Consider the following 21,436-nt stretch of genomic DNA (forward strand, 5'->3'; position numbering starts at 1 on the left):
GTGGCCCCGGGACGGTGGTGGTGATCCCCAGTTGTCGGCGGTGGTCTCTGCGCGTCGTTGGTGGCCCCCGGTCGGTGGTGGGGATCTGCGGCCGGTGGTGGCGATCCCCAGCCGGTGGTCTCTGGCCGTCGGTGGCGGTCCCCAGCCGGTGGTGGCGATCCCCAGTTGCCGGCGGTGGTCTCTGGCCGTCGGTGGTGGCCCCCGGCCGGTTGGTGATCCCCAGTTGTCGGTGGCGGTCCCCGGCCGATTGGCGGTCCGCGGTCGGTGGTGGTCCCCGTCGACGTCGGTGTTCAGTCGACGGCGGCCGGGCGGAAGCGGCGGCGGTATTCGGCCGGGGCGGTGCCGAAGGCCTTGAGGAAGGCGCGGCGCATGGCCTCGGGGGTGCCGTAGCCGCTGGACCGGGAGATCTCCTCGATGCCGTCGGGGGTGTCCTCCAGCAGCCGGCGGGCGTGTTCCAGGCGGACCCGGTCGACGTAGCGGCCCGGTGTCACGCCGGTCTCGTCGCGGAAGGCGCGGGCGAAGTGGCGCGGGGAGAGCGCGGCGCGGGCGGCCAGGGCGTCGACGCTCAGATCGCCGTCCGGGTGCTCGGCGATCCACCGCTGCACGTCCCGCAGCGGCGCGCGCAGCGCGGTCTGGGCGGCCAGCTGGACGCTGAACTGGGCCTGGTTGCCGGGGCGGCGCAGGAAGACCACGAGATGCCGGGCGAGGCAGAGCGCGACGTCCCGGTCCAGGTCCTCCTCCACCAGCGCGAGCGCCAGGTCGATGCCCGCGGTCACCCCCGCCGAGGTGGCGACGCGGCCGTCGCGGACGTAGATGGGCTCGGGCTCCACGCGCACGGCCGGATGCTCGCGCGCGAGCCGCTCGCAGTAGGCCCAGTGGGTCGTGGCCCGGCGGCCGTCGAGCAGGGACGCGGCGGCGAGCAGGAACGCGCCGGTGCACACCGAGACCAGCCGTGCGGGGCGCGGGCCGTGGACGCGCAGCCAGTCGACCAGCCTCGGGTCGGGAGCGCGGGTGCCCTCGCCGCCGGGGACCAGCAGGGTGTGCGGGTCCGCCGCCGCGGTGAGCGCCTCGTCCGGTACGAGCGTCAGCCCGCTGGACGTGCGCACCGGGCCGCCGTCCAGCGAGGCCGTGCGGATCCGGTAGGTGCCGGGGGTGTGCGCCTCGGCACCGGCGAACACTTCGAGCGGCCCGGTGACGTCCAGGCTCTGGACCCCGTCGAAGACGGCGAAGAGAAGGGTGCGCTGCGGCATGCCCCCGATTCTTCGGGCGCGGCCGGATGGCCGCAATGACGAATTTCCCACCTTTTCCGCCATGGCCCGCGCGTGCGGCGCGTCGGGCCCGGCGCCGCGGCCCGCGCCCCGCCGGAAGCCGCCCTGATCCACGGTTGTCGGTGTCACCTGCCACAATTGCCGCGCAACCTCAGTGGAGAAGGCGGTACGGGATCGTGACGACACCCGGGTCCATCGAAGCAGGATCCATCGAAGGCAGGATCGCCGAGGAACTCGGCGTACGGGAGCGGCAGGTGAAGGCCGCGGTGGAACTGCTGGACGGCGGTTCGACCGTGCCCTTCATCGCCCGCTACCGCAAGGAAGCGACCGAGATGCTCGACGACGCGCAGCTGCGCACGATCGAGGAGCGGCTGCGCTATCTGCGGGAGCTGGAGGAGCGGCGGACCGCGATCCTGGAGTCGGTGCGCGAGCAGGGCAAGCTGACCGAGGAGTTGGCGGTCCGGATCCGCGGCGCCGAGACCAAGGCGCGCCTGGAGGACATCTACCTCCCGTACAAGCCGAAGCGGCGCACCAAGGCGCAGATCGCCCGCGAGGCGGGCCTGGAGCCGCTGGCCGAGGGCCTGCTCGGCGACCCGTCGGTGGAACCGCTGTCGGCGGCCGCCGCGTTCGTGGACGCGGACAAGGGCGTCGCCGATCCGGCGGCCGCCCTGGAGGGGGCGCGGGCGATCCTCACCGAGCGCTTCTCCGAGGACGCCGACCTGATCGGCGAGTTGCGCGAGCGCATGTGGGTGCGCGGGCGGCTCGCCGCGAAGGTGCGGGAGGGCAAGGAGGAGGCGGGCGCCAAGTTCGCCGACTACTTCGACTTCGCCGAGCCGTTCACCGAACTCCCCTCGCACCGCGTCCTGGCGATGCTGCGCGGCGAGAAGGAGGAGGTGCTGGACCTCGTCCTGGAGCCCGAGGAGGCCACCGAGGGCCCGTCCTCGTACGAGGGGATCATCGCCCACCGCTTCGGCATCGCCGACCGCGGCCGCCCGGCCGATAAGTGGCTGACGGACACCGTCCGCTGGGCCTGGCGCACCCGCATCCTGGTGCACCTCGGCATCGATCTGCGGCTGCGGCTGCGCACGGCCGCCGAGGACGAGGCGGTGAACGTGTTCGCGGCCAACCTGCGCGACCTGCTGCTCGCCGCCCCGGCCGGCACCCGCGCCACGCTGGGCCTGGACCCCGGTTTCCGCACCGGGGTGAAGGTTGCCGTGGTCGACGGCACGGGCAAGGTCGTCGCCACGGACGTGATCTACCCGCACGTCCCGGCCAACAAGTGGGACGAGGCGCTCGCCAAGCTGGCCCGGCTCGCCAAGGAGCACGCGGTCGAACTGGTCGCGATCGGCAATGGCACCGCCTCCCGCGAGACCGACAAGCTCGCCGCCGAACTCATCGCGAAACACCCGGAGTTGAACCTCACCAAGGTGATGGTCTCGGAGGCCGGCGCCTCGGTGTACTCGGCGTCCGCGTACGCCTCCCAGGAGCTGCCCGGCATGGACGTGTCGCTGCGCGGCGCCGTGTCCATTGCCCGGCGCCTCCAGGACCCGCTGGCCGAGCTGGTGAAGATCGACCCGAAGTCCATCGGCGTCGGGCAGTACCAGCACGACCTGTCCGAGACGAAGCTCTCCCGCTCGCTGGACGCGGTGGTCGAGGACTGTGTGAACGGCGTCGGCGTGGACGTCAACACCGCGTCCGTGCCGCTGCTGGCCCGCGTGTCGGGCGTCTCGGCCGGGCTGGCGGAGAACATCGTGGCGCACCGGGACGCGAACGGCCCCTTCACTTCGCGCTCGGAACTGAAGAAGGTGCCGCGGCTCGGCCCGAAGGCGTTCGAGCAGTGCGCGGGCTTCCTGCGCATCCGCGGCGGCGCTGACCCGCTGGACGCCTCCAGCGTGCACCCGGAGTCGTACCCCGTGGTGCGGCGCATGGTGAAGACCTCCGGCCAGGAGGTGGCCTCCCTCGTCGGCAACACGGGCGTGCTGCGCTCGCTGCGTCCCGCCGACTTCGTGGACGACACCTTCGGTCTGCCGACCGTCACGGACATCCTCAAGGAGCTGGAGAAGCCGGGCCGCGACCCGCGTCCGGCCTTCAAGACGGCCACCTTCAAGGAGGGCGTGGAGAAGATCTCCGACCTCTCCGCCGGGATGGTCCTGGAGGGCGTGGTGACGAACGTGGCGGCCTTCGGCGCGTTCGTGGACATCGGCGTCCACCAGGACGGCCTGGTCCATGTGTCGGCGATGTCCAAGACGTTCGTCAAGGACCCGCGGGACGTGGTGAAGCCGGGTGACATCGTCAAGGTGAAGGTCCTGGACGTGGACATTCCGCGCAAGCGGATCGGACTGACCCTGCGCCTGGACGACGAGGCGGCGCCGGCGGACCGGTCCGGCGGCGGCAAGCGCCAGCGCGGCGGCGCGCGCCCGCCCCAGCAGCGGCAGGGCGGTCAGGCCGGCCAAGGACAGAGCCAGGGGCAGGGCCAGCGGCAGGGCGGCCAAGGCCAGCGGCAGGGCGGTCAGGGGCAGCGGCAGGGCCGCGGCGGCGACCGGGGCGGGCGGCAGGCGCCGGCCCCCGCGAACAGCGCCATGGCCGACGCGCTGCGCCGCGCGGGCCTGCTGGACCCCGGAAAGCGCTGACCCGCGCGGAGCCAATCCGCTGTCGGAGAAGGGCCGGAGCCCCCGTGGCTCCGGCCCTTCGGCGTCTTGCGTACCAGTGGGCACCGGCGGAAACAGACTTTTCCCCGTATCGGGGGGTTTGGATCAACGAAAGACACGAAGCGGGCACAGCGCCCACCTACCCCCTCCACACTCGCTTCTGTGCACGTGTCCCTGCGTGCGAAGCAATGGGGAGGACTCTGTGTTCCGCACCACCAAGCAGCGCCTGGCGGCTTGCACGGCCGCCGCCGCCGTCGCCGCCGCGGCGGCCTCGTTCGCCGCTCCGACGGCCGCCACCGGCGCCGCGGCCCGAGGCGAGCTGACCTACGGCAGCATCATCCTGCTCCAGAACCAGTACGGCGGTGACGGCGGCTACCTCGATACCAACGGCCTCTCCCGCCAGTCCGGTGCCACCTACGACGTGAGCACCAACCACCGGCCCGACAGCCGCGGTCCGGCCACCTCCCGGTGGCGGGTCGTCTCCGCCACCGGCAAGGCCACCGGCGCGCGGGTGCTCAGCGGTGACGTCGTGTACCTGATCAACCAGTACGGCAGCCACCACGCCTACCTCGACACCAACGGTGTCTCCTCCCAGGCGGGCGCCAAGTACAAGGTCTCCGCCACCACGACCAAGGACCGGGGTCCGGGCACCGGCAAGTGGCACATCTTCGGCGTACGGTCCTCGCCGAACGACGGCCACATCCGCAGCGGCGACATCGTGCATCTGCTCAACGACTACGGCTCCGCCAACGGCGGCTTCCTCGACACCAACGGTGTCTCCTCGCAGGGCGGCGGCGCCAAGTACGGCGTCTCCACCAGCCCCTACGCCGACCGCGGCACCGGCACCGGTTCCTGGAAGGTGCTGCCTTCCTGACCTGACGCCTCGACCGCCGGGCCCCCGAGGATGCCGTTCCCCGGGGCCCGGCGCCGTCAGTGTTCGGTCACCTTGCCCGCCACGACCTCCCAGCGCCTGCTCACCCGCACCGCGTCGAGCATCCGGCGGTCGTGGGTGACCAGCAGCAGGGTGCCCGTGTAGGCGTCCAGGGCGGACTCCAGCTGCTCGATGGCGGGCAGGTCGAGGTGGTTGGTCGGCTCGTCCAGGACGAGGAGGTTGACGCCCCGGCCCTGGAGCAGGGCGAGGGCGGCGCGGGTGCGCTCGCCCGGCGAGAGGGTCGCGGCCGGGCGCAGCACATGGTCCGACTTGAGGCCGAACTTGGCGAGCAGGGTGCGGACCTCCGCCGGTTCGGTGTCGGGGACGGCCGCGCAGAAGGCGTCCAGCAGCGCCTCCGGACCGTGGAAGAGGCCACGGGCCTGGTCGACCTCGCCGACGAGCACGCCCGAGCCGAGGGCCGCGTGTCCCCGGTCCAGCGGGAGGCGGCCGAGCAGGGCGGCCAGCAGGGTCGACTTGCCGGCGCCGTTGGCCCCGGTGACCGCGATCCGGTCGGCCCAGTCGATCTGGAGGCTGACCGGCCCGAAGCCGAACTCGCCACGCCGCACCTCGGCGTCCCGCAGCGTGGCCACCACGGCGCCCGAGCGCGGGGCGGACGCGATCTCCATCCGCAGCTCCCACTCCTTGCGCGGCTCCTCGACCACCTCCAGGCGCTCGATCATGCGCTGGGTCTGCCGGGCCTTGGCGGCCTGCTTCTCGCTGGCCTCGGTACGGAACTTGCGGCCGATCTTGTCGTTGTCGTTGCCCACCTTGCGCCGGGCGTTCCTGACGCCCTTGTCCATCCAGGCGCGCTGCGTCTGCGCCCGCTCCTGGAGCGCGGCCTTCTTGTCGGCGAACTCCTCGTACTCCTCGCGGGCGTGCCGACGGCCCGTCTCGCGCTCCTCCAGGTAGGCCTCGTAGCCGCCGCCGTAGAGGTTCACCCGCCCCTGGGCCAGGTCGAGTTCGAGGACCTTGGTGACCGTGCGGGTGAGGAACTCGCGGTCGTGGCTGACGAGGACGGTGCCCGCGCGCAGCCCGGTGACGAACCGCTCCAGGCGCTCCAGGCCGTCGAGGTCGAGGTCGTTGGTGGGCTCGTCCAGGAGGAAGACGTCGTAGCGGGACAGCAGCAGGGAGGCGAGCCCGGCGCGGGCCGCCTGGCCGCCGGAGAGGGAGGTCATCGGCTGGTCCAGGCCGACGGCGAGGCCGAGCGAGTCGGCGACCTCCGCCGCGCGCTCGTCCAGGTCGGCGCCGCCGAGGTCGAGCCAGCGCTCCAGGCTTACCGCGTAGGCGTCGTCCGCGCCCGGCGCGCCGTCGACCAGTGCCTGGGTGGCCTCGTCCATGAGCCGCTGCGCCTCGGCGACACCGGTGCGGCGGGCCAGGAACTCCCGCACGCTCTCCCCGGCCCTGCGCTCGGGCTCCTGCGGCAGATGGCCGACGGTCGCGGTGGGCGGGGACAGGCGCAGTTCGCCCTCCTCGGGCGCGAGGAGTCCGGCGAGCATCCGCAGCAGGGTGGACTTCCCAGCGCCGTTGGCGCCGACCAGCCCGATCACATCGCCGGGCGCCACGACGAGGTCGAGCCCGGAAAAGAGCGAGCGGTCGCCGTGCCCGGCGGCGAGGTTCTTGGCGACGAGGGTGGCAGTCATCAGGAGGCCGATCCTAGTGCGCCCCGCCGCCCGGACCGGTCCCACCGGGGGCTTGCCGGTCCCGGCGGCTGTGAGCATCCCCACGTCAGCCGATCCGCGCCGGGCCCTGACGGGGGCGGCGGGGCAGGGCCTATGGTCCACCCGTGAGCAGCGTGAGCGGCGTGGACCGTGAGACGGATGACGAAGTGATCGTGGTCGGCGGCGGGGTCGTCGGCCTCACCACGGCCGTCGTGCTGGCCGAGGCCGGGCGCCGGGTGAGCGTATGGACGCGGGAGCCCGCCGAGGAGACCACGTCGGCGGTCGCGGGTGGCCTGTGGTGGCCGTACCGCATCGAACCGGAGCGGCTCGTCGGCGCCTGGGCGCTGGAGACCCTCGAGGTCTACGAGGAGCTGGCCACCGCCCCCGGGGAGACGGGCGTACGGCTGGTCGACGGCGTCCATGAGGGGGCGCGCCTGGATCAACTGGGCGACTGGGCGGGCCGGGTGCCGGGGCTGCGGGCGGTGCCGGACGGGCTGGCGGCTCGGCTGCCGGTGATCGACATGCCGGCGCATCTGGCGTGGCTGCGGCGGCGGCTGGTGCGGGCCGGGGGCACGGTGGCGCGGCGCGAGGTGACCGACCTCGCCGGGGTGCCCGCCGAGGTGGTGGTCAACTGCTCGGGGCTCGGGGCGCGTTCGCTCGCCGGGGACGACGGGGTGCGGCCGGTGCGCGGACAGCTGGTGCTGGTGGAGAACCCCGGAATCGACACGTACTACACGTCCGTCGACCATTCCTCGCCGGTCGCCGCGTACTTCATCCCGCAGCCGTACGGGCTGATCCTCGGCGGCACCGCGCAGGAGGACGACTGGTCGCTGGAGCCGGACCCGGCCACGGCCGAGGAGATCATCGCCGGGTGCGCGCGGGTGCGGCCGGAGATCGCGGGGGCGCGGGTGCTGGCCCACAGGGTGGGGCTGCGGCCGTACCGGGACGCGGTACGGCTGGAGCGGGAGCCGCTGCCCGGCGGCCGGACCGTGGTGCACTCCTACGGCCATGGCGGTGCCGGGGTGACGGTGGCGTGGGGCTGTGCGCGCGAGGCGGCCGGGTTGGTGCTGGACCCGGCCGCGTAGGCGCGGCTGAGGGAACTCCCGTCAGTCGTCAGTCACCGGGCACGCGGCCCGGCCTGCGCGGGGTGCTCAGGCCCCGCAGCCGCTGGGCTGCCGGGGCCTTCGCCGTCGTACCGGAGGTCGCGCGGGTGAACGCCTGGGCGCCGCCCACCAATGGCAACTGGGCCGAGGTGGCGCCCAGTCGCACCGTCACGGTCGGCTTCGTGGACGGCGGGTCGATGAGGTCGCGGTCGGTGCCCGCGATGATCAGGGCGAGGCGGTGGCCCTTGGGGACGACGTGGTCGGTGGCGGCCAGGGTGAGGGTCATCGTGTAGGACCTGCCCGGCGTGAGCGGGACGCCCTTGGCGAGGGAGGCGTAGTGGCCGAGGTCGGCCCAGCCTCGGCTGAAGACGGTGTAGTCGACCTTGGTGGTCTTCGCGGCGGTCTCCAGGTAGCAGGCGCTGTCGCCGGCCGTGCTCGCGCCCCAGCAGGTGCGGTTCTTCAGGGTGGTGATGCCCTCGGCCTCGTCGGAGTAGTCGCGGATGGTGTCCGGGCCGACGTCCACGAGCACGGCGGACAGATGGGCCGAACTGGTGGTCGGGGTCGCGGTGATCGTCACCCGGGACATGCCGGACAGGCGCAGGTCGTGGGTGAGGGGCCCGGTGAGGAAGCCGGTCTTCTCGGGTGTGGACGTGGTCAGGCTGGCCGCCCAGTCGCTCTCGCCGAGCTTGGGGTCGTCGGTGAAGGTCTCGGTGCCGGTGGCGCGGCGCAGGCCGAGCACCCCGACGCCGGGCGCGGTGCCGGGGGCCGGGCGCAGGGTGGTGGCGCGGGTGCCGGCGGGCGGCCAGGTGGCGGAGGTGACCCACTGGTCGGGGTGGCGTTCGATGTCGGCCACCGGCTCGCGGTCGATGCCGTTGTCGTAGTCGAGGAGTTGATGGTCGAACCAGCGGTGCAGGGTGTCGACCCAGGCGCCGCGCCGGTAGTCGAAGGGGTCGACATGCCCGGTCTGGGACAGCCAGAGCTTGCGCTCGACGCCGTTCCGGGCGAGGGCGTCCCACCACTGGCCGAAGTGCTTGGTGCGGACGTTGAGGTCCTGCATGCCCTGCGCCACGAACACGCTGGCGCGCACCTTCGCCGCGTCCTTGACGTAGTCCCGTTCGGTCCACAGCGGGGTCCAGTCGCCGCTGCGGGGGCTGCCGTCGGCGAGTTTCTTCTGCTCGGCCGCGCAGTGCGCCTGGGCCGCGTCGCTCTCGACGTATCCGGCGAGGTCATCGGGACCGCCGTCGTAGAGCGGGGCGCCCTGGGCGAAGTAGTAGTCGTACCAGGAGGAGATGGCGCTGATCGGGACGATGGTCTTCAGGCCCTTGACGCCGGTGGCGGCGACGCCGTTGGCGATGGTGCCGTCCCAGCTCTTGCCGATCATGCCGGTTCTGCCGTTGGTCCACGTGGCCTTGACGGTCTGTGTGCCGGTGCGGCTCGTGTAGGCGGTGGCGCGGCCGTTGAGCCAGTCGATCACGGCCTTCGCGGACTGCACGTCGGAGCGCCCGCCGACGTCGACGCAGCCGTCGGAGCGGTCGGTGCCGGCCAGGTCGACGCCGACGACGGCGTAGCCGCGGGGCACGAAGTAGTTGTCGTAGAACAGCGGCATCTGGACGATGTGGCCGCTCGCGTCGTACGTCTTGACCTGGCTCTCGTTGCCGCGCCCGCAGCAGGAGTAGTACGGGCTGGCGTCCATGATGACCGGCACCTTGCGGCCCTCGCGGGCCGGTTCGGCGGGGCGGACGATGTCGGCGGCGACCCGGTCGGGCCTGCCGTCGCCGTCCTCGTCGAGGCCGGTGTCCACCCACACGGACTCGCGGACGGCGTGGGCGTAGGAGTAGACGGGGGCGCTCTCGCGGGGCGGCGCGGCCTGGGCGGCGGCCGGGGTGAGGAAGGCGGCCAGCAGGGCGGCGACGGCCGCCGTCGCGAGCGCTCTCCACAGGACGAGGCGCGTGCGCAGCGGCGCTCGGACAGATGTGCTCTTGGGCATGCGCGGACGATAGTCCCGTCAACTCCCGTACAGAAGAGTGCGTTACGGCACGCGGGTGGCTCATTGCGGCCGAATGGCGATCGTGTGACAGCAGGGGTCATGGACAGGGCAAGGGGCACAGGGGGTGAATAGGCTCCGGACAGAGACTTCCGGGCGGGGTACTCCGAACGAGTGCTCGGCACAGGGTGTTCCGCGCGGAGTCTCGTGAACGGACCCGCAGTCCCGACGACTTGGAGCTGACGTGTACCGCAGAATCATCGCGCCGGGCGCACTGGCGGCGGCCTCCCTCCTGCTGGCGATCCCGGCATCGGCCGCGAGCTACTCCCCCGGCGCGCCGGGCATCGGCGACCCCTACTACCCGTACTACGGCAACGGCGGCTACGACGTCTCGCACTACGGTCTGCGGCTGCGCTACCAGCCGAAGACGGACGAGTTGCAGGGCACCGCGACGATCCGGGCGCGGACCACCCAGGACCTGTCCAGCTTCGACCTGGACTTCCTGCTCGACGTGAGCGAGGTGCGGGTCAACGGCGTCAAGGCGTCCTTCACCCACGCCGAACAGCACGAGCTGGTGATCACGCCGAAGAAGCCGCTGGCGAAGGGCACGCCGATCACGGTGGTGGTCCGCTACAGCGGGGTGCCCTCCACCAAGAGCGCCTACGGCTTCACCACCTGGCACCGCACACCTGACGGCGCGGTCGCGGCGGACGAGCCCGAGTCGGCGTGGTGGTGGTTCCCGAGCAACGACCACCCGAGCGACAAGGCGACGTACGACGTGTCGGTCGCCGTGCCGCAGGGCACACAGGCGATCTCCAACGGCGCGCTGGAATCGGCCGTCTCGAAGCGGGGCTGGACCAGCTACTCCTGGCGGCAGGACAAGCCGCAGGCGACCTATCTGGCCACGCTCGCGATCGGCAGGTTCGACGTCACCCGGAGCCGCTCGAAGCACGGGGTGCCGGTGATCAACGCGTACAGCAAGGACCTGGGCGCCACGGACACGGCCGCGCGGGCGAGTGTGGAGCGCACCGGGGAGATCGTCGACTGGCTGAGCAACTATTTCGGGCCGTATCCGTTCGCCACGGCGGGCGGGTACGTCCCGAACACGACCACCGGGTACGCGCTGGAGACCCAGACCCGTGTCTACTACAGCCCCAAGCAGTTCGCGAAGGGCGCCAACCCCTCGGTGGTGGTGCACGAGCTGGCCCACCAGTGGTACGGCGACGACGTGTCGCTCGACGGCTGGAAGGACATCTGGCTGAACGAGGGCTTCGCGACCTACGCGCAGTGGCTGTGGTCGGAGCACGAGGGCCAGGGCACCACCCGGCAGCTCGCCGAGCAGGTGTACTCCTCGCATCCGGCTGACGACCCCTTCTGGACCGTCAAGCCGGGCGACCCCGGTCCGGACGACCAGTTCGCCGACGCCGTCTACGACCGGGGCGCCGCCGCGATCCAGGCGCTGCGCGAGGCGGTGGGCGACCGGGCCTTCTTCCGCATATTGAAGGGCTGGCCGAAGGCGCACGCCTACGGCAACGCGTCGGTGGCCGACTTCGAGAAGTACGCCGAACAGGTCTCCGGCAAACCGCTGGCGGGCCTCTTCGACACCTGGCTGTACCAGCCGGTGAAGCCGGCAGCGTCGGCGGCGCGCGGGTTCGCAGCCGCGGGGGCGGCGGTCTCGCCGCCGAAGTCCTGGAAGCAGATCGAGGCCGCGCACCAGGGGCACGCGGCCCAGGGGGCGCACCGGGGCTGATCCCGGCCCAGGCCCATGCCCTCCCGGCTCGTCGCGTGCGCGTGGTGAGCCGGGAGGGCGGCAGGCCGCGAGATGTCCGCGGGCCGTGCGGGGCGGCCCCGCTCCCTCTGGAGGGGCGCGGCTACTTCGCCGGGGCGGCCTGTTCCTGGTCGCCGGCGGCGGTCACCCGGCGGCGGACGCCGAACCAGCCGGCCACCAGCATGACGGCGATCACCGGGATCAGCAGCAAGGTCTTGCGGCCGACCTCGTGGTCGTCCCACATCATGCCGAGGCAGACCAGCAGGAAGACGATCGTGACGATCTCGGTGACCGGGGAGAACTTCAGCTGGAAGTGCGGCCGGGTCACCAGGCCCGCGCGGGCGCGGCGGACGAAGATCGCGTGGCAGACCATGATGATCACCCAGGTGCTGATGATCCCGAGCGAGGCGACGTTCAGCACGATCTCGAAGGCCTGGCTCGGCACCAGGTAGTTCAGGCCGACACCGAGGATGCAGATGCCGCAGGTCAGCAGGATGCCGCCGTAGGGCACCTGGCTGCGGCTCATCACGCGGGTGAACTTGGGCGCGGAGCCCGCCATCGCCATGGAGCGCAGGATGCGGCCGGTGGAGTAGAGGCCGGAGTTCAGCGAGGACATGGCGGCGGTGAGGACCACGAGGTTCATCACGTCGCCGGCCGCGGGGATGCCGATCTTGGACAGCACGGTCACGAACGGACTCTGGTCGGCGGAGTACACCGAGCCGGGCAGCAGCAGCGCGAGCAGTACCACCGAGCCGACGTAGAACAGGCCCACGCGCCACATGATCGAGTTCACCGCGCGCGGGACGACCTTCTCCGGCTGCTCGGTCTCGCCCGCGGCGACGCCGACCAGCTCCAGGGCCGCGTACGCGAAGATCACGCCCTGCATGACGAGGACGACCGGCATCAGGCCGTGCGGGAAGACGCCGCCGTGGTCGCTGATGAGGTTCAGTCCCGGCGTGTAGCCGTCGACATGGTGCTGGGTGGCCAGCAGGAAGATGCCGATGAACATGAAGGCCACCAGGGTGGCGACCTTGATGATCGCGAACCAGAACTCCATCTCGCCGAAGATCTTCACCGAGATCAGGTTCACGGTGAGCACCACGGCGAGCGCGATCAGCGCCAGCACCCACTGCGGGATGGGCGTGAAGAAGCTCCAGTAGTGGGTGTAGAGCGCGATCGCGGTGATGTCCGCGATGCCCGTGGTCGACCAGTTCAGGAAGTACATCCACCCGGCGACGTAGGCACCCTTCTCGCCGAGGAACTCACGCGCGTACGACACGAAGGACCCGGAGGAGGGCCGGTACAGGACCAGCTCGCCCAGGGCGCGCACGACGAAGAAGGCGAAGATGCCGCAGACCAGGTAGGCCAGGGCGAGCGCGGGGCCCGCGTTGTGCAGGCGCCCTCCGGCGCCGAGGAAGAGGCCGGTGCCGATGGCGCCACCGATGGCGATCATGTTGACGTGGCGGGCCTTGAGGTCCTTGCTGTAGCCGGCGTCGCCCGCGTCGGCGGGCGTCTGCGCCGTCTGCGTAGGGGCGGCGGCCTGTGCCGATTCCACGGCGTCCTTGCTCACGGGTGGTACCACTTCCTGGTGCGCCCGGACCTTCGGGTCCGGGGGTCGTGCAGGGCTCGGCCCGCACCACCCCGGTGAGTCGCGGTACAGACCAAGCCAGCAGCTTCTCAGACACGCCGGGCCTTACGCGGTGGCCTACGTCACAGAGCGTTGCTTCTCACACGATCTTCTCAGCGTCCACATGATGTTCACCACGTGGCGTCCGGGGCGGTCGGCAGGTTTCACAGTACTGGTGTGACAGCGATACTGCTGCGCATGACGACCGATGCCGGGGAGATGAGCCTCACCGTCGACGAACTGGCCGCGCGGGCGGGTGTGACGGTGCGGACCGTGCGCTTCTACGGGAGCCGGGGACTCCTGCCGCCGCCGGTGATCGGACCCCGGCGGGTGGGCCGGTACGGGGCGGAGCACGTGGCGCGGCTGGCGTTGATCGAGGAGTTGCAGCGGCAGGGGATGACGCTGGCGGCGATCGAGCGGTACCTGCGGCAGCTGCCGTCCGACCTGTCCGCCTACGACCTGGCCATCCACCGGGCCGTGGTCGCCTCCTGGGCGCCGGACTCCGTGGAGACGCTCTCGCGCGCCGAGCTGGAGCGGCGGGCGGGACGGGCGCTGGCCGACGAGGAGCTGGAGCGGCTGGCGGCCTCCGGGGTGCTCGTCCCGTGCGACGCGGGTGGCGGGAGCGAAGAGGGCGGCTTCCGGGTCGACTCCGGGCTGCTGCGGCTCGGGCTCGAACTGCTGGACGTGCCGTTGTCGCAGGGCACGATCCTCGCGGCGCGCGAGGTACTCCTGGAGCACTCGCGCGCCGCGGCCCGTGAGCTCGCCCGGCTCTTCCGCGGCGAGGTGGCCGAGCGGGACACCCGCGATGTGCGGGACCTGTCGGCGCACATCCACCCGCTGGTGGTGCAGGCGCTGCTGACCACGTTCCAGCGTTCGCTGCGCGAAGAACTGAGCGAGCTGCTCAGCGGGGAGGGACGGTCAGGCGGCTGAGTCCGTGAAGGTCTCGCCCCGCTCCGCCTTCTCCACCAGCAGCGCGGGCGGCTCGAACCGCTCGCCGTAGGTCCCGGCGAGTTCCCGCGCGCGGGCCACGAAGCCGGGCAGGCCGACACCGGCCCCGCCCTCGTAGCCGTTGATGTACTGGAGCACGCCGCCGGTCCAGGCCGGGAAGCCGATGCCGAGGATGGAGCCGATGTTGGCGTCGGCCACGGAGGTCAGCACGCCCTCCTCCAGCAGGCGCACGGTGTCCAGCGCCTCGGCGAACAGCATCCGCTCCTGCATGTCCTTGAACGGGATCTCGTACCCGGCCTTGGTGAAGTGCTCGCGCAGGCCCGGCCAGAGCCCGGCGCGCTTGCCGTCCTCCGCGTAGTCGTAGAAGCCGGCGCCGCCGCTGCGGCCGGGGCGTCCGAACTCGTCGACCATGCGGTCGATGACGGCCTCCGCCGGGTGCGCGCTCCAGGTGCCGCCGGCCTCCTCCACGGCCCGCTTCGTCTCGTTGCGGATCTTGCGCGGGAGGGTGAGGGTCAGTTCGTCCATCAGGGAGAGGACCTTGGCCGGGTAGCCGGCCTGGGCGGCGGCCTGCTCGACGGAGGCGGGCTCGATGCCCTCGCCGACCATGGCGACGCCCTCGTTGATGAAGTGGCCGATCACCCGCGAGGTGAAGAAGCCGCGCGAGTCGTTGACGACGATCGGCGTCTTGCTGATCTGGCGGACCAGGTCGAAGGCGCGGGCGAGGGCCTCGTCGCCGGTGCGCTCGCCCTTGATGATCTCGACCAGCGGCATCTTGTCGACCGGCGAGAAGAAGTGCAGACCGACGAAGTCCGCCTGGCGCTGCACGCCCTCGGCGAGGGTGGTGATGGGCAGCGTGGAGGTGTTGGAGCACAGCAGCGCGTCGGGCGCGACCACGGACTCGATCTCCTGGAAAACCTTGTGCTTGAGCGCGGTGTCCTCGAAGACGGCCTCGATCACCGCGTCGCAGCCGGCCACGTCGGCGGCGTCCCCGGTGGGCGTGATCCGGGCGAGCAGCGCGTCCGCCTTCTCCTGGCTGGTACGGCCGCGGGAGACGGCCTTGGCGCACAGCTTCTCGGAGTAGCCCTTGCCCTTGAGCGCGGCCTCCAGGGACACGTCCTTGAGGACGACCTCGATGCCGGCGCGGGCGCAGGAGTAGGCGATGCCCGCGCCCATCATGCCGGCGCCGAGCACGGCCACCTTGCGGACCTGGCGGGAGGCGATGTCCTTGGGCCGGTTGGCGCCGGAGTTGACCGCCTGGAGGTCGAAGAAGAACGCCTGGATCATGTTCTTCGCGGTCTGCCCGGTGACCAGCTCGGTGAAGTAGCGGGTCTCGATGGTGCTCGCGGTCTCGAAGTCGACCTGGGAGCCCTCGACCGCCGCGGCCATGATGTTGCGCGGCGCCGGGTAGGGCGCGCCGCCCGTCTGCTTGCGCAGGTTGGCCGGGAAGGCGGGCAGGTTGGCGGCGAACTTCGGGTGGGCCGGGGTGCCGCCGGGGATCCGGTAGCCCGGCACGTCCCAGGGCTGCTGGGACTCGGGGTGCTCGTCGATGAAGGCGCGGGCCTTGGCCAGCATCTCCTCGGGCGTCTCGGCCACCTCGTGGACCAGCCCGTTCTCCAGGGCGCGCCGCGGGTTGTACTGGGTGCCCTGGAGCAGCACCTTGAGCAGCGCGTCGGTGATGCCCATCAGGCGCACGGTACGGGTGACGCCGCCGCCCGCGGGCAGCAGACCGAGGGTGACCTCGGGCAGGCCGATCTTGGAGCCGGGGGCGTCCAGGGCGATGCGGTGGTGGGAGGCGAGCGCGATCTCGTAGCCGCCGCCGAGGGCCGCGCCGTTGACGGCGGCGACGACCGGTTTGCCGAGGGTCTCGATGCGGCGCAGCGCGTTCTTGATCGCGGTCGCGGTGTCGAAGACGGCCTGCGCGTCCTCGGGGCCGGCCTGGATCATCTCCTTGAGGTCGCCGCCCGCGAAGAAGGTCTTCTTGGCGGAGGTGTAGATGATGCCCCGGATGGAGTCCTTCTCGGCCACCGCGCGGTCCGCGATCGCCTCGATGGAGGCCTTGAAGGCCTGGTTCATCGTGTTCGCGGACTGGTTGGGGTCGTCCAGGACCAGGGTGACGACTCCGGTGTCGTCCTGCTCCCAGCGGATGGTGGTGCTCTCGGTCATGACAGTCGTCTCCGTTGAAGTCGCTTGGTTCCGCGGGGAGTTCAGATGCGCTCGATGATGGTGGCGATGCCCATGCCACCACCCACGCACAGGGTGACCAGGCCGTAGCGCTTGTCCTGGCGCTCCAGTTCGTCCACGAGCGTGCCGACGAGCATGGCGCCGGTCGCGCCGAGCGGGTGGCCGAGCGCGATGGCGCCGCCGTTGACGTTGACCTTCTCCAGCGGCAGGCCCATCTCCTCGACGAAGCGCAGCACGACGGCGGCGAACGCCTCGTTGATCTCGACCAGGTCGATGTCGTCGATGGTCAGGCCGGCCTTGGCGAGCGCCTTGCGGGTGGCGGGGGCGGGTCCGGTGAGCATGATGGTGGGCTCGGAGCCGGAGACGGCGGCGGAGACGATCCGGGCGCGCGGGGTGAGGCCGTAGCGCTCGCCGACCTCCCTGGAGCCGATGGCGACGAGCGCGGCGCCGTCCACGATGCCGGAGGAGTTGCCCGCGTGGTGGACGTGGTCGATCTTCTCCACCCAGTGGTACTTCTGGAGCGCCACGGCGTCGAAGCCGCCGAGTTCGCCGATGTCCGCGAAGGACGGCTTGAGCTTGGCGAGGGAGTCGGCGGTGGTACCGGGGCGCGGGTGCTCGTCGCGGTCGAGGACGACCAGGCCGGCGCGGTCCCTGACCGGGACCACGGAGCGGTCGAATCGGCCCTCCTTCCAGGCGTTGACCGCGCGCTCCTGGGACAGCGCCGCGAACTCGTCCACGTCCCGGCGACTGAAGCCGCCCAGGGTGGCGATGAGGTCGGCGCCGATGCCCTGCGGCACGAAGTTGACGGCGAGGTTGGTCATCGGGTCGTTGAACCAGGCGCCGCCGTCGGAGGCCATCGGAACGCGGGACATCGACTCCACGCCGCCCGCGAGGACCAGGTCCTCCCAGCCGGAGCGGACCTTCACCGCGGCCAGGTTGACGGCCTCCAGGCCCGAGGCACAGAAGCGGTTCTCCTGCACGCCCGCGACGGTGTCCGGCAGTCCGGCGGCGATGGCGGCGATGCGGGCGATGTCGGAGCCCTGGTCGCCGACGGGGCCGACGACGCCGAGCACGATGTCGTCGATGGCGGCCGGGTCGAGGTCCGGGAAGCGGTCGCGGATCTCGTGGATGAGGCCGACGACCAGGTCGATGGGCTTGGTGCCGTGCAGGGCGCCGTTCGACTTGCCGCGGCCGCGCGGGGTGCGGATCGCGTCGTACACGTACGCTTCGGTGCTCACTGGGGTGCCTTTCGGGAGGGTCGGCCGAGCGGGTTCGGGTCGCGCAGCTAGGGAGCGGTGGGCTCAGTCGGCGCGCGCGTCCGGCTGGTCGCGCGCGCGTGCGGGCAGGCCCCAGTCCCGTGTCACGGCCTCGGTGTCGGCGCCGGGCAGCGCGGGTCCGGTGCGGACGGCGGTCGGGGTGGCGGAGAAGCGGGGCGCGGGGCCGGGCTGGGTGATGCCGCCGTGGTCGGTGAAGGTGGAACGGGCGGCTAGGTGCGGGTGGTGCGGGGCCTCGCCCAGCGACAGTACGGGGGCCACGCAGGCGTCGGAGTCCGCGAACAGGGCGGTCCACTGCTCGCGGGTGCCTTCCCGGAAGCGGGCGGTGATCGCTTCGCGCAGTTCCGGCCAGCGGGTGAGGTCGGTGCGGGCGTCCTGGAGGTGGTCCAGGCCGAGCAGGCGCAGGAACTCGGCCGAGAACCGCTCCTCCAGGGCGCCGACCGCCATGTATCCGCCGTCGGCGGTCTCGTAGGTGCCGTAGTAGGGGCAGCCGCCGTCCAGCAGGTTGGCGCCACGCCGGTCCTGCCAGGCGCCGGCGGACAGCATGCCGTGGATCATCGCGGACAGGTGGGCGGTGCCGTCCACGATGGCGGCGTCCACGACCTGGCCGGTGCCGGTGGCGCGCGCGTGGTGCAGGGCGGCGAGGACGCCGACGGCCAGGTAGAGCGAGCCGCCCGCGTAGTCGCCCAGGAGGTTGGCGGGGACGGCCGGGGGCTCGCCGGGGCGGCCGATCATGCCGAGGGCGCCGGTGAGGGCAATGTACGACACGTCGTGACCCGCGCGCCGGGCGAGGGGGCCGTCCTGGCCCCAGCCGGTCATCCGGCCGTAGACCAAACGGGGGTTGCGGGCGTGGCAGTCGGCGGGGCCGACGCCGAGGCGCTCGGCGACGCCCGGCCGGTAGCCCTCGACGAGGATGTCGGCGCGTTCGGCGAGGTCCAGGACGCGGGCGGCGCCGTCCGGGGACTTGAGGTCGACCACGATCGAGCGCTTGTTGCGGTTGGTGATGTCGTGGGCGGGGTCGATGCCGAGGCCGGGGCCGCCGGGGCGGTCCACCCGGACCACGTCGGCGCCGAGGTCGGCGAGCAGCATGGCGGCGAACGGGCCCGGCCCGATGCCGGCCAGCTCCACCACGCGCACGCCGCCGAGCGGGCCCCGCTCTGCCGCTGCCGCCGTGCTCATGCCGTCCCCCAAGCGTGTGACACAACTGATGTAACACCGGTGATGCTATGAACGCCGTCCATCCGGCACAAGACCTGAACGAGCAAGCGCTTAGCCAAGTGCCCGTACCGGCTGAACATCACCCGGCCGCCCGCGGCACCCGGTTCTCACGCTAGCCTCGGCCACCGACAGCGGCGCGGGCTGCGCGACCGAGGGGTTGTCATGGCGTGACCGAGGGGTGGGTCATGACGCGATCGAGGGGTGTCATGGACAGGCGAGGTGGGTCATGAGCGGGCTGGACCGTCCCTACGACGTGGTGCTCTACGGGGCGACGGGCTTCGTCGGCGCGCTCACCGCGCACTACCTGGCGGCGCACGCGCCACGGGGGCTGCGCTGGGCGATCGCCGGGCGCGACGAGGTGAAGCTGCGGCGGCTGCGGGACGGGTTGCCCGCGGGCGCGGACCCCGGCGTGCTGCGCGCCGACGCGGCCGATCCCGCCTCGCTGCGCGCCCTTGCCGGGCGGGCGCGGGTGGTGGCCACGACCGTCGGGCCGTACCTGCGCCACGGCGAGGGACTCGTCGCCGCCTGCGCGGACGCCGGGACGGACTATCTGGACCTCACCGGCGAGCCGGAGTTCGTGGACCTGATGTACGTACGGCACGACGCACGCGCGCGGGAGACCGGCGCGCGCCTGGTGCACGCCTGCGGCTTCGACTCCGTGCCGCACGACCTCGGCGTGTACTTCACGGTGCGGCAGCTCCCGGAGGGCGTGCCGCTGCGGGTGGACGGCTATGTGACGGCCGACGCGGCGTTCTCCGGCGGCACGCTGGCCTCGGCCCTCGACCAGTTCGCGCGCGGCCGGGAGATGCTGGCCGCCGCGCGTGACCGGGCCCGGCACGAGCCGCGGCGCCACGGGCGCCGGGTGAGCGCGCCGGTGGGGGCGCCGCGGTTCGCCCCGGAGGTCGGCGCGTGGGCGCTGCCGCTGCCCACCATCGACCCCCGGATCGTGAGCCGTTCGGCACGCGCCCTCGACCGGTACGGGCCCGACTTCCGCTACCGGCACTTCGCGGCGGTCCGCCGGCTGCCCGTCGCGCTCGGCGGGACGGCCGCGGTCGGCGCGGCGGTGGCCGCCGCCCAGTTGCCGCCCTTGCGCCACTGGCTGTCCGGGCGGCTCCGTCCGGGTGAGGGGCCCAGTGCCGAGAAGCGGGCCAGGAGCTGGTTCTCGGTCCGCTTCGTCGGCGAGGGCGGCGGCCGGCGTGTCTACACCGAGGTCGCGGGCGGCGACCCCGGCTACGACGAGACCGCCAAGATGTTCGCCGAGGCCGCGCTCTGCCTGGCCCTCGACGACCTGCCGAAGACGTCCGGCCAGGTGACGACGGCCGAGGCGATGGGCGACGCGCTGACGCGGCGGCTGCGGGCGGCGGGGATCACGTTCCGGGTGGCGGCCCGGCGGTAGCGGCCGGAACCAAGCGGTGCGCGGGCGCCCCCGTGCGACGATCGGCGCTCCGACCGGATGAGCCCAAGGAGGCGCGAGAACCGTGAAGTTCGTGCTCGAAGTGACCGTGGACGAGAACGCGACGGCGCAGGAGCGGGCCACCGAGCTGGGCCGGATCCTGCGCTACTGGGGCGGCAATCTGCACCACTACGCGCTGGAGCCCGGCGACGGCTCGCCCGTCTACGACTCCGAGTACAAGGAGGTCGGTGTCTGGCGGCTCGCCGCCGACTGAGCGGCCGTTTCCCGCGCCGCCTCCTTGAGCGCCCTGCGGCACAACCCGTCCGCGTGCCGGGTGGTCTCGGGGAGGCGGTAGGCCGGGGTGAGGGCCAGCGTGTGGGCGAGGGCGTTGGACAGCGACACGCGGTGGCCGACGGAGACGAAGACGGGTTTGACGGCGTCGCGCGTGCGAAGGGCGCGGCCGACCTCCTCGGCGCCGGCGAGCAACGGGGCGGAGCTGCCGCGGGCGGTGGCGGGGTCGTCGTAGGTGAAGGTGAACGGGTTCTTGGCGACGCCGATGGCGGGCAGGCCGGTGAGCACGCCCAAGTGGCTCGCCAGGCCGAAGCGGCGGGGGTGGGCGAGGCCGTAGCCGTCGCACACGACCAAGCCGGGCGCGCAGGGCAGGGAGTCGAGCGCGGCCAGGACCGCGGGCAGTTCGCGGAAGGCGAGCAGACCGGGTACATACGGGAAGGAGACCCGGCCGACGGCGGTCGACTCGGCGACGACGCCGAGCGTGGCGGCGTCCAGGACGACGGCCGCGGCGGCGACCAGGTCCCGCTCGTCGTCGTAGGCCACGTCGACCCCGGTCACATGGCCCTCGCCGGGCGGCGGGCCCGGCTCGTCGAGCACCACCCGGCCGCGCAGTTCGTCCTGGACCGCGCGGGCCTCTTCCTCGCTGGCGGGCCAGCCCGCCGGTACGCCTACGGTCGTCATGACGGCCGACTGTACGTGCCCGCGCCGGACCGTCCCGCCGCCGGGGTCGCTGCGTTCTCCGCGCCGGCTCAGCCCTTCTTGGCGTTGAGCGCGCGCTGCAACTGGTCCTTGTTCATGTTCGAGCGGCCCTCGATGCCGCGCTGCCTCGCCTCGTTGTACAACTGGTCGCGGGTCGGGCCCTGCGGGCCGGTGCGGTTGCCCGACCGCTGCCCGCCGCGCCTGCTGGACGACATGTCCTGGGTGGAGGTGCGGCTCGCGGTCTTGGACTCGCCGGACCGTGCGCGCTCCTTGTTGACGGTCCGCGCGGCGATCTCCTTGGCGCGTCCCGCGCTCTCGCCCCGCTCCTGCGCGCTCTCCTTGATGTGCTCGTACTGGCGTTCGCGCTTGGGCCTGGAACCGGCTGGCATGATCGCTCCTTTCACCTCGAAGGCTCGTACGACGCCTTCGGGGCGCGAGTACCCGG

At 72.5% G+C, this 21,436-nt stretch carries 16 protein-coding genes; 7 read left to right on the top strand and 9 right to left on the bottom strand.

Annotated elements, in window-relative coordinates; translation table 11 throughout:
- Positions 1-290 precede the first annotated feature (290 nt).
- Positions 291-1,250, bottom strand: coding sequence for a GlxA family transcriptional regulator (locus ACE4Q9_RS04890; protein ID WP_397982980.1), 960 nt, complete (start codon positions 1,248-1,250; stop codon positions 291-293).
- Positions 1,251-1,444: 194 nt separating this feature from the next.
- On the opposite strand from ACE4Q9_RS04890, the gene ACE4Q9_RS04895 reads away from it, so the two are divergent.
- Positions 1,445-3,898, top strand: a complete 2,454-nt coding sequence (locus ACE4Q9_RS04895; protein WP_397982981.1) for a Tex family protein — start codon at positions 1,445-1,447, stop codon at positions 3,896-3,898.
- Positions 3,899-4,118: 220 nt separating this feature from the next.
- Positions 4,119-4,790 carry a hypothetical protein gene (locus ACE4Q9_RS04900; RefSeq protein ID WP_397982982.1) on the top strand — a complete coding sequence of 224 codons (672 nt, stop codon included), beginning with the start codon at positions 4,119-4,121 and terminating at the stop codon, positions 4,788-4,790.
- A 56-nt stretch (positions 4,791-4,846) separates the two neighbouring features.
- On the opposite strand, the gene ACE4Q9_RS04905 is transcribed toward ACE4Q9_RS04900, so the two are convergent.
- Positions 4,847-6,487, bottom strand: a complete 1,641-nt coding sequence (locus ACE4Q9_RS04905; protein WP_397982983.1) for an ABC-F family ATP-binding cassette domain-containing protein — start codon at positions 6,485-6,487, stop codon at positions 4,847-4,849.
- A 185-nt stretch (positions 6,488-6,672) separates the two neighbouring features.
- Here ACE4Q9_RS04905 and ACE4Q9_RS04910 point away from each other — a divergent pair, with 185 nt between their 5' ends.
- Positions 6,673-7,590 carry an FAD-dependent oxidoreductase gene (locus ACE4Q9_RS04910; RefSeq protein ID WP_397987122.1) on the top strand — a complete coding sequence of 306 codons (918 nt, stop codon included), beginning with the start codon at positions 6,673-6,675 and terminating at the stop codon, positions 7,588-7,590.
- Between the two features lie 28 nt (positions 7,591-7,618).
- Here ACE4Q9_RS04910 and ACE4Q9_RS04915 read toward each other — a convergent pair whose 3' ends face one another.
- A complete protein-coding gene (locus tag ACE4Q9_RS04915; RefSeq protein ID WP_397982984.1) occupies positions 7,619-9,595 on the bottom strand; it encodes a Xaa-Pro dipeptidyl-peptidase in 1,977 nt (658 codons plus the stop codon).
- A 241-nt stretch (positions 9,596-9,836) separates the two neighbouring features.
- Between ACE4Q9_RS04915 and ACE4Q9_RS04920 the strand changes: the two genes are divergently transcribed.
- Positions 9,837-11,342, top strand: a complete 1,506-nt coding sequence (locus ACE4Q9_RS04920; protein ID WP_397982985.1) for a M1 family metallopeptidase — start codon at positions 9,837-9,839, stop codon at positions 11,340-11,342.
- 121 nt (positions 11,343-11,463) lie between these two features.
- Here ACE4Q9_RS04920 and ACE4Q9_RS04925 read toward each other — a convergent pair whose 3' ends face one another.
- On the bottom strand, positions 11,464-12,930 hold the full coding sequence (locus tag ACE4Q9_RS04925; protein WP_397982986.1) for an amino acid permease: 1,467 nt from the start codon (positions 12,928-12,930) through the stop codon (positions 11,464-11,466).
- Between the two features lie 255 nt (positions 12,931-13,185).
- Here ACE4Q9_RS04925 and ACE4Q9_RS04930 point away from each other — a divergent pair, with 255 nt between their 5' ends.
- Complete coding sequence (locus ACE4Q9_RS04930; RefSeq protein WP_397987123.1) at positions 13,186-13,917, top strand: MerR family transcriptional regulator; 732 nt, start codon at positions 13,186-13,188, stop codon at positions 13,915-13,917.
- Here the strand turns inward: ACE4Q9_RS04930 and ACE4Q9_RS04935 are convergent.
- From ACE4Q9_RS04935 to ACE4Q9_RS04945, 3 genes are all read right to left on the bottom strand, one after another.
- Positions 13,906-16,098 carry a 3-hydroxyacyl-CoA dehydrogenase NAD-binding domain-containing protein gene (locus ACE4Q9_RS04935; RefSeq protein WP_397982987.1) on the bottom strand — a complete coding sequence of 731 codons (2,193 nt, stop codon included), beginning with the start codon at positions 16,096-16,098 and terminating at the stop codon, positions 13,906-13,908. The genes ACE4Q9_RS04930 and ACE4Q9_RS04935 overlap by 12 nt on opposite strands.
- 41 nt (positions 16,099-16,139) lie before the next feature.
- The gene (locus ACE4Q9_RS04940; protein WP_397982988.1) at positions 16,140-17,354 is read right to left on the bottom strand and encodes an acetyl-CoA C-acetyltransferase; all 1,215 of its coding nucleotides are present in this window, start codon (positions 17,352-17,354) and stop codon (positions 16,140-16,142) included.
- A gap of 63 nt (positions 17,355-17,417) precedes the next feature.
- Positions 17,418-18,569 carry a CaiB/BaiF CoA transferase family protein gene (locus ACE4Q9_RS04945; protein WP_397982989.1) on the bottom strand — a complete coding sequence of 384 codons (1,152 nt, stop codon included), beginning with the start codon at positions 18,567-18,569 and terminating at the stop codon, positions 17,418-17,420.
- A 265-nt stretch (positions 18,570-18,834) separates the two neighbouring features.
- Here ACE4Q9_RS04945 and ACE4Q9_RS04950 point away from each other — a divergent pair, with 265 nt between their 5' ends.
- Positions 18,835-20,004, top strand: a complete 1,170-nt coding sequence (locus tag ACE4Q9_RS04950; protein WP_397982990.1) for a saccharopine dehydrogenase family protein — start codon at positions 18,835-18,837, stop codon at positions 20,002-20,004.
- Between the two features lie 82 nt (positions 20,005-20,086).
- On the top strand, positions 20,087-20,275 hold the full coding sequence (locus tag ACE4Q9_RS04955; RefSeq protein WP_397982991.1) for a hypothetical protein: 189 nt from the start codon (positions 20,087-20,089) through the stop codon (positions 20,273-20,275).
- Here ACE4Q9_RS04955 and ACE4Q9_RS04960 read toward each other — a convergent pair.
- Together ACE4Q9_RS04960 and ACE4Q9_RS04965 are read right to left on the bottom strand one after the other, a co-directional pair.
- A complete protein-coding gene (locus ACE4Q9_RS04960; RefSeq protein WP_397982992.1) occupies positions 20,224-20,973 on the bottom strand; it encodes an endonuclease V in 750 nt (249 codons plus the stop codon). The two genes, ACE4Q9_RS04955 and ACE4Q9_RS04960, sit on opposite strands and share 52 nt — an antisense overlap.
- A 68-nt stretch (positions 20,974-21,041) precedes the next feature.
- Positions 21,042-21,380: a plasmid stabilization protein gene (locus ACE4Q9_RS04965; RefSeq protein WP_397982993.1), complete on the bottom strand. Its 339-nt coding sequence runs from the start codon at positions 21,378-21,380 to the stop codon at positions 21,042-21,044.
- Between the last annotated feature and the right edge of the window lie 56 nt (positions 21,381-21,436).

Source organism: Streptomyces sp. AM6-12, from assembly GCF_044327085.1.
Classification (GTDB): Bacteria; Actinomycetota; Actinomycetes; order Streptomycetales; family Streptomycetaceae; genus Streptomyces.

Coding starts and splice junctions, on each gene's coding strand:
- ACE4Q9_RS04890 (WP_397982980.1), bottom strand. CDS start 1,250: ATGCCGCAGCGCACCCTTCTCTTCGCCGTCTTCGACGGGGTCCAGAGC.
- ACE4Q9_RS04905 (WP_397982983.1), bottom strand. CDS start 6,487: ATGACTGCCACCCTCGTCGCCAAGAACCTCGCCGCCGGGCACGGCGAC.
- ACE4Q9_RS04915 (WP_397982984.1), bottom strand. CDS start 9,595: ATGCCCAAGAGCACATCTGTCCGAGCGCCGCTGCGCACGCGCCTCGTC.
- ACE4Q9_RS04930 (WP_397987123.1), top strand. CDS start 13,186: ATGACGACCGATGCCGGGGAGATGAGCCTCACCGTCGACGAACTGGCC.
- ACE4Q9_RS04935 (WP_397982987.1), bottom strand. CDS start 16,098: ATGACCGAGAGCACCACCATCCGCTGGGAGCAGGACGACACCGGAGTC.
- ACE4Q9_RS04945 (WP_397982989.1), bottom strand. CDS start 18,569: ATGAGCACGGCGGCAGCGGCAGAGCGGGGCCCGCTCGGCGGCGTGCGC.
- ACE4Q9_RS04950 (WP_397982990.1), top strand. CDS start 18,835: ATGAGCGGGCTGGACCGTCCCTACGACGTGGTGCTCTACGGGGCGACG.
- ACE4Q9_RS04960 (WP_397982992.1), bottom strand. CDS start 20,973: ATGACGACCGTAGGCGTACCGGCGGGCTGGCCCGCCAGCGAGGAAGAG.
- ACE4Q9_RS04965 (WP_397982993.1), bottom strand. CDS start 21,380: ATGCCAGCCGGTTCCAGGCCCAAGCGCGAACGCCAGTACGAGCACATC.